General features: G+C 35.6%; 13 protein-coding genes and 1 pseudogene. 3 read left to right on the top strand and 11 right to left on the bottom strand.

The window, feature by feature from the left end:
* Positions 1-15 precede the first annotated feature (15 nt).
* The gene (locus tag ACQVV1_RS11775) at positions 16-1,557 is read left to right on the top strand and encodes a SagB family peptide dehydrogenase (RefSeq protein WP_242251009.1); all 1,542 of its coding nucleotides are present in this window, start codon (positions 16-18) and stop codon (positions 1,555-1,557) included.
* A gap of 30 nt (positions 1,558-1,587) precedes the next feature.
* Here ACQVV1_RS11775 and ACQVV1_RS11770 read toward each other — a convergent pair whose 3' ends face one another.
* From ACQVV1_RS11770 to ACQVV1_RS11760, 3 genes and pseudogenes are all read right to left on the bottom strand, one after another.
* The gene (locus tag ACQVV1_RS11770; RefSeq protein ID WP_431168897.1) at positions 1,588-1,998 is read right to left on the bottom strand and encodes a DUF3908 family protein; all 411 of its coding nucleotides are present in this window, start codon (positions 1,996-1,998) and stop codon (positions 1,588-1,590) included.
* A gap of 146 nt (positions 1,999-2,144) precedes the next feature.
* Positions 2,145-2,633 (bottom strand): annotated as a pseudogene (locus ACQVV1_RS11765) (GNAT family N-acetyltransferase).
* 100 nt (positions 2,634-2,733) lie between these two features.
* Complete coding sequence (locus ACQVV1_RS11760) at positions 2,734-4,068, bottom strand: CoA-disulfide reductase (protein WP_242251007.1); 1,335 nt, start codon at positions 4,066-4,068, stop codon at positions 2,734-2,736.
* A 200-nt stretch (positions 4,069-4,268) separates the two neighbouring features.
* Between ACQVV1_RS11760 and ACQVV1_RS11755 the strand changes: the two genes are divergently transcribed.
* The gene (locus ACQVV1_RS11755; RefSeq protein ID WP_063224565.1) at positions 4,269-4,700 is read left to right on the top strand and encodes a hypothetical protein; all 432 of its coding nucleotides are present in this window, start codon (positions 4,269-4,271) and stop codon (positions 4,698-4,700) included.
* 44 nt (positions 4,701-4,744) lie between these two features.
* On the opposite strand, the gene ACQVV1_RS11750 is transcribed toward ACQVV1_RS11755, so the two are convergent.
* Positions 4,745-5,980, bottom strand: coding sequence for a TcaA 3rd/4th domain-containing protein (locus tag ACQVV1_RS11750; protein ID WP_431168896.1), 1,236 nt, complete (start codon positions 5,978-5,980; stop codon positions 4,745-4,747).
* Between the two features lie 19 nt (positions 5,981-5,999).
* The gene (locus ACQVV1_RS11745) at positions 6,000-6,785 is read right to left on the bottom strand and encodes a zinc ribbon domain-containing protein (protein ID WP_242251005.1); all 786 of its coding nucleotides are present in this window, start codon (positions 6,783-6,785) and stop codon (positions 6,000-6,002) included.
* Positions 6,786-6,980: 195 nt separating this feature from the next.
* Here ACQVV1_RS11745 and ACQVV1_RS11740 point away from each other — a divergent pair, with 195 nt between their 5' ends.
* Positions 6,981-7,814 (top strand): hypothetical protein, encoded by an 834-nt coding sequence (locus tag ACQVV1_RS11740; RefSeq protein ID WP_063224567.1) that lies wholly within the window; start codon positions 6,981-6,983, stop codon positions 7,812-7,814.
* Between the two features lie 45 nt (positions 7,815-7,859).
* Here the strand turns inward: ACQVV1_RS11740 and ACQVV1_RS11735 are convergent, their stop codons facing one another.
* From ACQVV1_RS11735 to trpA, 6 genes are all read right to left on the bottom strand, one after another.
* Positions 7,860-8,831, bottom strand: coding sequence for a DUF4179 domain-containing protein (locus ACQVV1_RS11735; RefSeq protein WP_431168895.1), 972 nt, complete (start codon positions 8,829-8,831; stop codon positions 7,860-7,862).
* Positions 8,832-8,835: 4 nt separating this feature from the next.
* A complete protein-coding gene (locus ACQVV1_RS11730) occupies positions 8,836-9,375 on the bottom strand; it encodes a sigma-70 family RNA polymerase sigma factor (protein ID WP_309259853.1) in 540 nt (179 codons plus the stop codon).
* A gap of 158 nt (positions 9,376-9,533) precedes the next feature.
* Entirely contained in the window at positions 9,534-10,217 is a 684-nt protein-coding gene (locus ACQVV1_RS11725; RefSeq protein ID WP_309259852.1) for a DUF2278 family protein, read from the bottom strand.
* A gap of 92 nt (positions 10,218-10,309) precedes the next feature.
* The gene (locus ACQVV1_RS11720; RefSeq protein ID WP_242251001.1) at positions 10,310-11,809 is read right to left on the bottom strand and encodes an L-lactate permease; all 1,500 of its coding nucleotides are present in this window, start codon (positions 11,807-11,809) and stop codon (positions 10,310-10,312) included.
* Positions 11,810-11,924: 115 nt separating this feature from the next.
* Complete coding sequence (locus ACQVV1_RS11715; RefSeq protein WP_063224570.1) at positions 11,925-12,284, bottom strand: DUF4029 domain-containing protein; 360 nt, start codon at positions 12,282-12,284, stop codon at positions 11,925-11,927.
* 73 nt (positions 12,285-12,357) lie between these two features.
* Positions 12,358-13,134, bottom strand: coding sequence for a tryptophan synthase subunit alpha (gene trpA, locus ACQVV1_RS11710; RefSeq protein ID WP_309259851.1), 777 nt, complete (start codon positions 13,132-13,134; stop codon positions 12,358-12,360).
* Between the last annotated feature and the right edge of the window lies 1 nt (position 13,135).

Raw genomic sequence — 13,135 nt, 5'->3', positions numbered from 1 at the left:
TAAAGGAGGGATTTCATGCAGCTAGATACTTTTTTACATCATCTCCATTTTTCTATTGATGAAATTATGCCAGATCATGAAGTGGATTGGGAAGATGCACCGCTTCCTTATAAAATATATCGAAATGTACCTGCAATTCCTCTCTCTTTAGAAATCCCATTATCTTTACCTAACCCTTCTACTACACCTACTTTGGAGGAAATTGGTCATTACCTTTGGTATTCATTTGGTTTAACACAATTGTGCCAACTAAATAGCGAGAAAATTTTATTCCGAAGGTCTATTCCTTCAGGCGGTGCTTTATATCCAAATGAATTGTATATATATTTAAAGATTGACGATTATCCATACGGCATTTACCATTACGACGTCGCACATCATCGACTTATCTTACTACGCGAAGGAAATTTCGACTCTTATATTACAGAAGCACTTGGCAATCGTTGTAACATACAGTCTTGTTTTGGTGCTGCATTTGTATCCACCATGTTTTGGAAAAATTTCTTTAAATACAATAATTTTTCATATCGTCTTCAAGGATTAGATAGTGGTGTTCTCATCGGCCAATTACTTGAATGTGCCAAACAATTTGGTTACACAAATGGCGTATATTTTCAGTTTTTAGACCGTGCAATAAATCATTTACTCGGACTGTCAGAAAGTGAAGAAAGCGTGTATGCTGTTGTTCCTTTAAGTACAGAACTACAAACTGATTGGTTTCACAATGATTACCGTGAAAATAAAACAGTTACTTCTCATGACCTGTTGCAGCAAATTCCGCCGTTAGCACATGAACATCTCGTTCGCTCAAAACATGTAGATGAATATCCAATGATATCAAAAATAAATGAAGCTTCTATGATTGAATCGACAGCACACTTCCAAACATTCGCTCATGAAGAGCGCTCTCAACATAATGCGCACGCTGTACAGCTACCGAAAGTAGAGCGGTTATCATACGATTTCTTACAACTTTGTAAACAACGGTATTCCCCTGATGCTGACTTTATTTTAACGAAATGGGATGCAACCAGTCTAGCTACTTTACTACAAGAAGCGAGACTCTCCTTCCCTTATTACAACGACCTTGATGGTAAGTATATAAATGAAAATGCACGTGTCTCATTATATGGATGTTTTTATAACGTAAAAGATATAGAAAACGGTGCTTACGCTTATAACAGTAAAACTCATTCCATACAACCTATACGATACGGAGATCTTCGTTATCCCCTTCAATCCAGCATGACGATGGATAACGTAAGCCTTTTTCAAGTACCGCTTTGCCTACATGTAATCGGAAAGAAAGATTACTATACACGCGCATTAGGCTATAGAGGATACCGTATTCACCAAATGGAAGCTGGTATACTCGTTCATAAACTCGTTTTTGCAGCGACCGCGATGGGGATGGGCGGGCATCCTTTACTTAGTTTTGATACAAATTCATGTAATCAGTTGTACGGGATAGATGTTGGAAATGAAACGTCACTTATTCAAATTCCTGTTGGAGCCTATCGAGCGCGGAATTGGTTAAAAGGGGATTTACGTATTTAGAAGCACGCCGGCTATCGGCGTGCTTTTTTACTAGATTAATTTAAAGATACTCTTAATTTGTCTTGCAAATAACCAATTTTTCGTACCGTAGTTATCATTTAAACTATCTAAATTGATAGCTTGTCCGTTAGCAAACTTTATTTCTAACGTTGTATTTTTGTCATTTGTTTTTAAGTTGCTATGTGTAATGGCATCATACTTTAACTTTTCAATTTCAATATATTCGTCTTTTTCTTGTCCGATCACGACATGGTCTTGGAAGAAGAACAATACTTCTACTTTCTTACCGAAACAAAATACATTTTTCGTATAAATTAATGTCGCATTATCAAGTCCGACACATACTTCTTTCATCTCTTCAACAACATTTCCAAAGTCTTCTTCATGTCTTGCGTTTGATTCAGCAATCCATTCTTCGATTGTTTTCATGTTAATTGCCATACTGTGCCCCCTGGTTCGTTCATTGCTTTATTTAAAAATAAATACTATATGACAATATAAGCCATATGTACTATGTTTTCAAGGGTGAACGGTATATTCAAAATAAAATTAAATTTCAAAGTAATATACTAGGAGCATCCATCTCATTATATTTTAAACGTTTGAACGAGACATTCTTCATCATCGATTAACTGTGTTTTCTCATCAAATTCGATGTTTAGCTCCCTATATACTTTCTTCCAAAAAGAAACTGCTGGTATATTTTTCACAAGTTCGATAACGAAATATTATCCTCGTTTCTCTTTTAGTACATTCTTAATAACTTGTTTACCGATTCCTTTCCCCTTGTATTGATTCAATATGAAAATGTCATTAATACCAAAGTCATTTTCCTTCTTTAAGAATGGACGTTCCAGTAGTAATAAAAATCCTACAATATCATTATCACTTTTAATAAAATACGGAGTAATTCCATCATTTACCCAAAACATGTGTAAATCTTCGTATTCAAAAAAACCATTTGTCCCAATCGTTATATGAGGAGTGAATGTAGAGAGGTCATGAAGATATAGTGCATACAAATTACGTAATATCTCTTTTTCTGATTCTTGAACTGCTTGAAGTGTTACAAACATTTTTAATGATCCCCTTCCCTATATGTAACTATTTCCCAATCCTCTTCATTCGACAAAAATGACGATTCCCCTTTAACGAAAAAATAGCACTTAAAAAGTGCTATTCCGCTCGTCTTGCCGCTTGCTGAATTGGATCCCAAACGCTGTTATATGGTGGTGCGTAACTTAAATCGACATCTTCTAAATCGTGAATGCTCATTTTATTGAAAAGTGCCATTGCGATTACATCAATACGTTTATCTACGCCTTCTTCTCCAATTACTTGTCCGCCTAATAATTGTTTCGTGTCAGAGCGATAGAGTAATTTCAAGTAAAGTGGTTTTGCATTTGGATAATAGCCCGCCATATTTGTCGAATCTACTTTGACTGTTTTATACGGGATATGTAGCCCTTTCGCCTCTTTTTCATTTAAGCCTGTTCTTGCAAGCGTCAGATCCATAAATTTAATAATGCCTGTACCTAACGTTCCTTTAAAGGCTCTTCGTTTATCAAGCATATTCAGTCCAGCAAGTCGCCCTTGTTTATTGGCAGTCGTTCCGAGCGGGATATGATCATGAATTTCCTTTATAACGTGGTAATGTGTCGCACAATCACCAGCTGCATATACGTCTTGCACATTCGTTTGCATATATGCATTTACCTCAATCGCCCCTTTATGATTTGTACGTATATTTGTTCCTTCAAGAAAATCAGTATTTGGCTTCACTCCAACAGATACTAAAACAAGGTCTGCTTTAAACGTTCCTTTATCAGTTTCAACTGCTTCTACTCGTTCATTCCCTTTAAACGCTTTTACATTTTCATTCGTTAAAATTTCAATATGATGTTTATCTGCTTCTTTATGTATATATTCCGCCATATCTGCATCATAAATCGTACCGATATGATCATTTCGCTCAATCATTCTCACTTTTTTACCAAGTTCGACGAATGTTTCTGCCATTTCCAGCCCAATTGCACCGCCGCCAATAATGGTTACATTCTCAACTTTATTCGTTTCTAGCGTTTTTAATATGCGCTCAGCATCCGGAATTGTTTTTAAAAGATGAACGCCTTGTAACTCTCGTCCTTCCCATTCTGGCATGACAGGACGTACTCCGGTCGCAATTAATAAACGGTCATACGAAAATTCAAAAACATCTTTCGTCTCCGTATGCTCTGCGTACACCATTTTCTTTTCCGTATCTACTTTCGTTACTTCATGTCGTACTTTCGCATCAATTCCGTATTTATCACGAAACGTCTTCACATTACGCGCGATTAATTTTTCCGTTGAAGCGATAGCACCACTAATGACATACGGTAATCCACACTGAGCGTACGAATAAATTTCACCTTTTTCTAACGTCACAACATTTGCATTTTCATCGTTTCTAACAATTTGCATAGCTGCACTCATACCAGCTGCATCTCCGCCAATAATGACATAGTTCACTTTACCACTCCTTCTTTTTTTACATACTCTTTACGCTTTCCATATTTTATAGAAATAACACCTACTTCTATTGTAAAGAAAGATAATTTCATCTTCAAATTTGGTGCACAAACCTATACTTTAATAGGTAACCGTCGTGTCTTATAAACAACATGTTTAATATGCTATAACAGTAACAATTGAAAGTAGGTGAAACATACATGTGCGCCGGCCTTCTCGCTCAGCTTCCAGATGAACCGCAAGAACCAAAAGAACCGAAACCCGCCCTCTCCCTTGACCAAGAATTTTCCATTAATGCAACAATATACAGCGCTCGTGCTTGGTTATCTAACGATGATACGTTTGCGCAAGATATATGGAAAGCTACCCAATTCGCTTCAGCATCACATGCTGGCAAGTCCATCTTTCCAGTCGGTTCTGTTAAAATTCTTAACTTTTCTGATGATACAATAACTGTTACTGCTTCACCAGAATCAGATCATGCGCTCAAAATAGTCGTACCACCCCATTCCGAGGCAGCTTTAACGTGTGGTCCTTTATCCCATATACAAGCTAGTACATCTGGAGGATCAAGTAAAGTCACATTTCTCTTTCACATCTTTTTCTCAAGGGATCCTGGTTCAGATAAATAACTATAAAAAAGGTACAGTTATGCACTGTACCTTTTTCACGTGTTCTATTCTCTTGATTTAATGAGTTCAACATTATAAGATTCAATATCCGTTAGCTTTCCTGTATAATACGGATTTTCTCTATACCAAGACTGTTTTGAAAAATACGCTTGCATATCTTTCGTTTGAAACATATGTCCATGTCTTGCGTATATTTCGTTTCTCGCTATTTTCAATTGTTCTTTCGATAAATATGTTAAGTCCCCACTCGTTAATTTTCGAATATCACTATCAGGAAAGATGAAGCCATTATATACATACTGAGTCGTAGCTGGCGGAGTAACATTGTAAACAACTGTTTTTTCTGTACTTTTCTTTTGGAATGGAAGATTATAAGTTGAAAATGCTGTTACCGTTTCTACTTTTGTCGTTTCCCGTCCACTTTCTCCATTTCGCTCTAAATAAATTGTCGTACTTCCATCAGTCGCTACCGGTCCCCACGTAATTTCTTCTCCCACCAGCACTGTAACTGGCTTTTGATTCACATATAATGTCGCACTAGGCACGTTCGTTTGCACTGTAATATATTGTCCTTGCAACGTTAAATCTATCGTTACGTTATTTTGGCTTTGTTTCATAAGTACAACCTTTTCCTCACGTGATAGTTTTACATAGTCATTTTTATATTCTGATTGAAATACTTGATTTCCTGGAAGAAACGGTCCATATTGCTTCTCAAACTTTTTGTCATCTGTTTTATCAATTTCTTTTCCGTTCATTTTTAAAGTTGTACCTTTTTCATTTGAAAGCAACGTCGTATAATACGTCCTCGCTTTCAATTTATACCGATCAAATAAAAAGAAATACTTTCCGTCTTTCGTTAACGAAAAATCTGCTCTTTCGATTCCGTTCCCTTGTTTTTCACCTATCCTCAAATGTTCTCTCAATTCATTCACGTAGGATGGATTTTCTTTTATATATGAAAATAGAGGCGTTAAACTCTCTCTCGTTACAGTAACTGATGGATCATCTGCGGTGACGATTTCAGCTAACTTTTCCCCGTCCTTCTCTTGTAAAATCGTAATCATCCGGTCCACTTGTGCCGCCTGCTTATAATACGATAATCCATACAAATACAGTCCCACACTCGCTATAACAAATAGCGTTAACAACGTAATGCCAATCTTTGCACCACCGCTCATGTTCTTCTTTACTACTGGACTTCCCCTCTTCATCCCGCAGTTTTGACAAAATTGTACACCATCTTCAAACTGAGTCCCACACTTTGTACATACATTCATCCATTCAACCACCTTTTCATTAGAAGCCAGTTAATCCCTGTGTAAAGGTTTGAATTATCGTACTAATGTAAGACCACAGTACAATGAATGTTGCAATTCCGATTAAAACATTTGCGATAAGAAGTGTGTAAATAGGATCTAATCCGCCGTTATCTAGTTTTACTATAGCTACAATTATACTAATTGACATATACGTTGTAGCCAGACCTAATAAGATTGGTAAGAAAAAGATTAATAAAAAGCTAAACAGAAAAGAAAGTACTAATATAGCAATAGCAGGCGTTGCTATCGTTCCCCATATACCGAATACTTCAAGAAACGAAAAAGATGATTTCATCATCTTCCCACTTACAAAAATAATAAATCCGACAAATAAAGTTAAAATTAATAAAAATAAAAAGACCGTTACAGAGTCCAAAAAGAATGTAGGAGTAGGTATATCTGGTGCAAATGTTTTCGTAACAGCTGCTGCAGCACTCATCATTCTATAAAAAATACATGCCCCTAAAAAACAAATAAGAACAAGACTTACAATTCCATTTCGTACTTCAACCTTGCCGCTTTTCATAATCGCTGTCGGTGCTTTGAAAGCATGTTTAAAAAACTGAAAATACCCACTCGCAAATCGCTTCGCTTGCTCTACCGTTTCATTCGTTCGAGTTTCCTTTGCTTGTGCTACACGCACTTGTTCCGGCTCTTCTTCTTGGCCACTACTTACCACTACTTCTTCCGTTAACGAATGTCCACAATTCCCGCAAAACCTTGCCTCTGTTGTATTTTCCGTATGACACGCCGAACATTTCATTCTCTCATCCCTCCTTTAAGCATATACCGTATAGGGTGTTACAAATTCAATATATGACTTTGGACATAAAACATGACTACAAGAAAAAGATTATGAAATCCTTCTTTCAAAAGAATATATATGCTAGCAATCTTGAGAAATAATGCTATTATGAAACAGAGCAAATAACATTTTTAACAGATTGGATGAAAAACAATGGAATTTGTAAACTCAATTGTTCAAATACTCCTTACAAGCGTAATCCAATTATTTTCTTTAATTGGCATTATTATTGTAATCGGATTTCTATTAGGCTATTTAGAATCTCTCACACGAATGTATTGGTCGAGAGCTTTCGGAAGAAAAGGATTCCTTTTAACAGCGTGGATTGGTGTCCCTATTCACGAACTTGGACATGCCATTATGTGTGTACTATTTCGTCATAAAATTGTAGCAACGCAGTTTTTCCCAACAGATACAAGTCAAGGTGCTTTAGGTTACGTACAACATCAATACAATCAAAAAAGTGTCTATCAACGAATTGGGAACTTCTTCATTGGAATTGGTCCTATTATTTCGGGTATTACAGCATTAATCCTTTTAATGCGCTATTTCGTACCAGATTCATATTTCTTATTTAATACAACTCTCGAAAAGACAATCGCTTCTACTTCTATTAATATAGAAATGGTTCAAAACATGCTCTTGTCGACGTTTGTATTGTTGAAAAGCTTATTTACAATAAGCAATTTATTAAATCCTTCCTTTTGGTTATTTTTATTTATCGCCATTTGTATTTCTGCACATATCGCTTTAAGTAAACCAGACATTAAAGGATCCATAGACGGTGTCATCGTCATGTTTATCGTGTTATTTTTATTCAATATAATAGCAGGACTTTTTCAGTACGACAGTAACCAGCTAATTGGACAGGTTATGAAATATAATATGTACCTCATTGCGTTTTCTAGCGTGGCACTGCTTTTCTCTTGTATTTCTACACTTGTTAGTTTTGGGTTTTCTAAAATAAGAAGAGGGCGTTCTTTTTGAACGCCCTCTTCTCTCCTTAAATAATTATTTATCAGCTTTAATAATTTATTGAATCGAAATAGGTGGTCCAATTGTTGTGTTTTCTTTCCCCGAATAAGGTACAAGTGAATATTTCCCTACTGATATATTAATTCCATCAAATCTACTAAAAGAAATACCACCATCTTCACTCGATATAGATGCTTCTTTAAATGTATGTGTTTTTCCAGATTCTGATTCGATTTTAAAATAAATATCTTCATTTGCACTTTGTGTCACATCATAATAAATTGTTGTAGAAATCGGCGTAGAAACTACTTTGTTAACAGTTACTTTATTACCATCGGATAAAGCAATTGTTTCATTTAAATCAAACGTCCGCTTCTCTTGTATCAACTGAGCTTGCGATACTTCAATATCAAATATCCATGGTTGCTCAATTACAGTATCCCTGTTGAATGTATCATAAGTAATTTCGATTTGAAGTTCATCGGTTTGTGGCATTTCACTTAACTCGATACCACCGTAGATTGTATACATAGAATCCTGTACTTCAATTGATTGTGCATCCTTTGTATTAGAAAAGTCACGCCCATTTATTCGTACCTGTGGAATTAAATATGTTTGATAATCAAATTTTACACCCTTCGCTGGCTCAAATGTTGAACTGATGAATAATTTATTTTCATCCATTAGTACCTCATTTAAAGTCAGTTTACCGTATTTATTTTCAGCGGTTTTCCCAATAGCCGTTTTATAGGGAGAATAGTCAAGTGGTTGCTGTTTATCAATATATTTTTCAATTAATCCCGCGATAAATGGCATATTTGCTAAAGATGTTTGTCCAAGCGGCACTGTAATGCTGACAATTAGCATGCAAGCTGCTGCGACTCCGAACCATTTTTTTGAATGTTTGTTTTTACGGAGCTTATTTTTCACACGTTTTTCCCACTGCTTTTCCTCTAGTTTGGTTAAGGGAGTCTCCTCAAACTCTGTGATATCCAACTGAATATCATTTAACTCTTTATAAATAGACATGCCCTCACACTCCATTTTTAAAAATAAAAATCTGTTTGAGCTTTTTTCGTCCGCGTGACAGTTTGTTATGAATCCATGACTCCTTCACGTTAAGATGGGATGCAATTTCACGAGACGGTACACCTTCTAAATAATACTTTTCAAAAATGTTACGATCTGTTACTGACAACTCACTAAGCAGTTCCTGTACGTCTAAGAAGTCATTTTGTTTTCTTTGTTCTTGATACAGACGATCATTAATCTCTGTACAGACAGTTTGTTGCTGATTTCTCACATTTTTCCGCTGATAATCAATTGCCCGATATTTTGCAATGGCTGCTATCCATTGTTTAAACGTATTTTTACTTGAATCAAATGAATCGATATGAAACCAAATCGCTAATAATACATCATCTAAGCATTCTTCATAATCTTGTTGATTGCTCTGTACATATCTTTTAATAATAGCGCTTAGTAAACCGCCGTATGTTTGAATAATAAACGTAATGCTTTTCTCATCACGCTTTTTTATTTGTTGCACAACATTTTCTTCCGTTATCTTCAAAGCTAGACCTCCTTGCACTGCTAATTAGTACCTACTTTCTAATACGAATAAAAATCAATAACCCTATCAGCATTTTTTAATATTACAAACATAATTTCATCACTATATATCTTGTATACAATGAGAAGAGCTAGTCCATTTTGAACTAGCTCTTCTCATCAGTTATTTCTCTTATAATTACAATGCTCAACCGGAACACGAGCATGCCCCTCCTCATCGGTACACCATGACTGTGATTGGAAGGCAAGAAAGATACCGATCCATTTTTCTTCCTTCTCAAAGTGAATGAGTATGCCTCCGTCTTGCCATATACCATTATCACCTTTCCATTTCTCTACATTCCCTTGATTCATATGAATATCGTGTATACCGTTTCCTGGTTCGAAATGAAAATAGGAATCCGGTATATTTTCTTCTGGTCCCCACCTTTCACCAAACGCATAAATAGTCGCTTTTTCTTCTATTGCTCGTTTTATATAATGTTCTATTTTTTCATTTAAATCATTATCTACTCCTGCTTTTTCAGCAGGTAAAGGAATCATTTGTTTCGAATCAAATAAATTACCTCTTACGTAGTCTAAAGCTACTTTCGGTTCATTGTTTTTTATTTCTGTAAAACCGAATGGTAACATCGGTAAAATACGAATCGCCTCTGACCGAATATTGTCGCTCGCAAAATATAAAACTTCTGACGGATAACTTTGCGATTTCACGTTAATTGCAATACGATAATCTACTTCTGCTTCGCCTTGTAAATGAACTTGATAATGAGGAGTTTTCCCTTTTCCAATCTTTGATTGTATAACTGTACCTTTTAGCACACCATAGTTTTTTAAGGGCATACATTTCATCTCCTATTCATTTAGTAGAAGCTTTTCATAATTTAAAGCATTATCCAGTAACAAAAAAAATCCTCCTAAATATAGGAGAATTTTTAATTTCTCAACATATACCAGAAAATAACTTCCACTACTATAAGTAACACCGCTCCAAAAATCATTAACGTCGTCTTCTTTAATAGTTCATTTTCACGATATGGTATGTTACATAAATACGCCCCCAGTGTAATCCGTGACGGGCAAGCGATTGTCGCTACTGACGATGCGGTGTTTTGCAGTGTTGTGACGTATTGCCACGGGAGTGCTACGTTTTGTGCGGTTTGCATTTGTAGTTTTATGAACATCGCATTTGATCCTGCATTGCTACCTGTTAAAAAGCCACCGATACCACCGATGAATGGAGCAACGAAAACGAAAAATGTTCCAAATGTTTCACCAGCTGTTTTTGCTAGTAATGAATGCATGCCAGATGCGCCCATTAGTTCTGAAATAGCAATAAACATTGTCGTTGTAATAGCGAACGGGATCCATTGTTTTATCGTTTGTGAGATTGATTGTTTCATAATATTAGATGGAATTCGGAAGAAAATGATTGTAAATAAACAAGTCATACCTAGCCAAAAACCTGGCGAATATAGTAGCTCTAGTTTGTAAGAGTATGATTTTAAATCAAGAACCGCATATGATCTGAATACATCATGGAATGCTGGAACGAGGCGAGAAAGCAAAATACAAACGGTTAGAAATATATAAGGGCTAATAATTTTTATAATAGATACTTCTCTCTCCGTTGCCGCAGCATGTTCTGTCATTAGATTTTGCCCACTTTTTCCTTTTAATTTAATGATAAGAAAGCCCAATGTAATGGTAACGATAGAACTTAATATACCTGCTAGTTCAACACTTACGTACGCATTAGACAGATAGATTCCGAGAGAAAATAATAGAAAGAAACCAAGTCCTTCCTTCCACTTTTCTATAACCGCTTGCCAGCCGCCAACAACGTGTAAAGAGAGAATGACGAAGTAAGCAAACATCGGAATACTTAGTAATGCTGTATTTGTACCAAGTATTGTAAGCGGCATATTGATAAGCTGCGAACCAATAATCGTACCAGTTGCCATTGCGCCCCACGAACTAGCTAGTAAGCCGATAAAAGAGAGCAGTACAGCTTGAAACGGTTTATAACCTAATGAAAGAAAAATAGGTGCTGCAACCATGAAGCCGATTCCGAATCCACTTACTGATTCAATTAGTGGGCAAATACCGAAACACATAAGAAGCATTTGTAATAAACGATCATGCGTAACCTCTTCTAGAAAACGTGCTACTTGGTCGATGTACCCCATTTTGTTCATGAGGTGAAATAAAAAAATACCGAAAAATAAAACGTACCCGACAATGAAACAAATTAACCATCCTTTAATCGTTGCGTGCACAGTTTCACTTATCCCTAGTTGAAACGTTGGCGAGAGTAAAACGATTCCAACACATACCGCATAAGAAATTAACGAGGATCTTAATGACGTTTGTTTAAATAAAAATAAACAAATGAAAATCATCATAATTGGGATAAGTGCCAACAATATGGCCATGTTATCATCTCATTTCATTTAAAATACAATTTTTAACTATTATATAACAGATGTCATATTTTTCAATTTTTTTTACAACAGATTCAAAAAAGGAGCTGTTTAGCTCCTTTTTGAATCACTCCCATTTTCTATTATCCTGAAAAACTGTTTGCTTCCCAATTATTTTTCCTAACACAACAAATACAATATAAACACATATTGCTTGCATTACAATATTCCCAAATTTCATTAATTCAAATGAATGAATCCATCTGAATAATTCATTTAATAATACAATCGAAACGATACTAAATAATTCTATACTAATCGAAAATATACATATTTCTAAAATAGATTGCTCTTGAATCCGATTTAAGTTGGAAAAGATGAATACATATCCTAAAAATAGAGCCATCAACTCTATTTTCGTCATGCTAATAAGCCAAGCGTATAGTGGTACAGTTAAAAGTAGATATAGTAGTTTACGTCTTAGCATGCCTTCTCACCTCTAAATTATATGTATTTTCTGTATATTTTATCATTTATTACTCAAAACAAAAAGAAGAGACTCATGCCTCTTCTTTTTGTTTTACTGCCTGTATTAATTCACATATTTCTTCTCGTTTTTCATTTTCTAAAAGCTCAATAACTTTACTTCCAACGACAACACCGTCACATATTGTAATCATTTCTTCTACATGTTCCTTTGTTGAAATACCGAACCCTGCCACTACCGGTAAATGCGTATGTGATTTTACTTTTTCTAAGTAACTATGAATCTCATCTTTAAAGTTTTGACGTACTCCTGTTACGCCCGCTACTGTAACGGCGTAGACGAACCCTTCTGATTCACTCGTAATTTTTTTGATTCGCTCAATTGGGCTCGTAACGGTAACGAGTGGGATTAAAGCGATATTTGCAGTGCGGAGAAGCGGTGCAATAATGTCTTGTTCTTCATACGGTAAGTCTGGAACGATAATACCATCCACACCAGCCTCTAAGCATCTCTCAATGAATCGTTCTTTTCCGAATGCAAGTACTGGATTTAAATATGTCATGAGTACAAATGGAATTTGTACTTCTTTCCTTACTTCTGCTAGCGCTTGAAAGATACCTTTTACTGTTACACCACTATCTAACGCTCTTTTTCCTGCTCTTTGAATCGTTGGACCGTCTGCAACTGGATCTGAAAATGGAATGCCAATTTCAACGATACTTGCCCCTGCTTCATCTAGAAATCGAATTCTTTCTTTTAGTTTTTCAAGGCCACCATCTCCACCCATTACATACGGAATAAATGCTTTTTTACCATTTTCAAACACTGCTTTAATTTTTTCTACTCCCATT

The sequence above is a fragment of the Bacillus basilensis genome (assembly GCF_050630465.1).
Lineage (GTDB): Bacteria > Bacillota > Bacilli > Bacillales > Bacillaceae_G > Bacillus_A > Bacillus_A basilensis.
The sequence above is the reverse complement of the archived record's forward strand: the minus strand, read 5'-3'. Positions and strand labels throughout refer to the sequence as shown.

Bases quoted from the DNA above. Each gene is read 5' to 3' on its own strand.
- ACQVV1_RS11720 (WP_242251001.1), bottom strand. From the start codon at position 11,809: ATGGCCATATTGTTGGCACTTATCCCAATTATGATGATTTTCATTTGT.
- ACQVV1_RS11735 (WP_431168895.1), bottom strand. From the start codon at position 8,831: ATGTCTATTTATAAAGAGTTAAATGATATTCAGTTGGATATCACAGAG.
- ACQVV1_RS11745 (WP_242251005.1), bottom strand. From the start codon at position 6,785: ATGAAATGTTCGGCGTGTCATACGGAAAATACAACAGAGGCAAGGTTT.
- trpA (WP_309259851.1), bottom strand. From the start codon at position 13,134: ATGGGAGTAGAAAAAATTAAAGCAGTGTTTGAAAATGGTAAAAAAGCA.
- ACQVV1_RS11770 (WP_431168897.1), bottom strand. From the start codon at position 1,998: ATGGCAATTAACATGAAAACAATCGAAGAATGGATTGCTGAATCAAAC.
- ACQVV1_RS11750 (WP_431168896.1), bottom strand. From the start codon at position 5,980: ATGAATGTATGTACAAAGTGTGGGACTCAGTTTGAAGATGGTGTACAA.
- ACQVV1_RS11725 (WP_309259852.1), bottom strand. From the start codon at position 10,217: ATGCCCTTAAAAAACTATGGTGTGCTAAAAGGTACAGTTATACAATCA.
- ACQVV1_RS11755 (WP_063224565.1), top strand. From the start codon at position 4,269: ATGTGCGCCGGCCTTCTCGCTCAGCTTCCAGATGAACCGCAAGAACCA.
- ACQVV1_RS11740 (WP_063224567.1), top strand. From the start codon at position 6,981: ATGGAATTTGTAAACTCAATTGTTCAAATACTCCTTACAAGCGTAATC.
- ACQVV1_RS11775 (WP_242251009.1), top strand. From the start codon at position 16: ATGCAGCTAGATACTTTTTTACATCATCTCCATTTTTCTATTGATGAA.
- ACQVV1_RS11715 (WP_063224570.1), bottom strand. From the start codon at position 12,284: ATGCTAAGACGTAAACTACTATATCTACTTTTAACTGTACCACTATAC.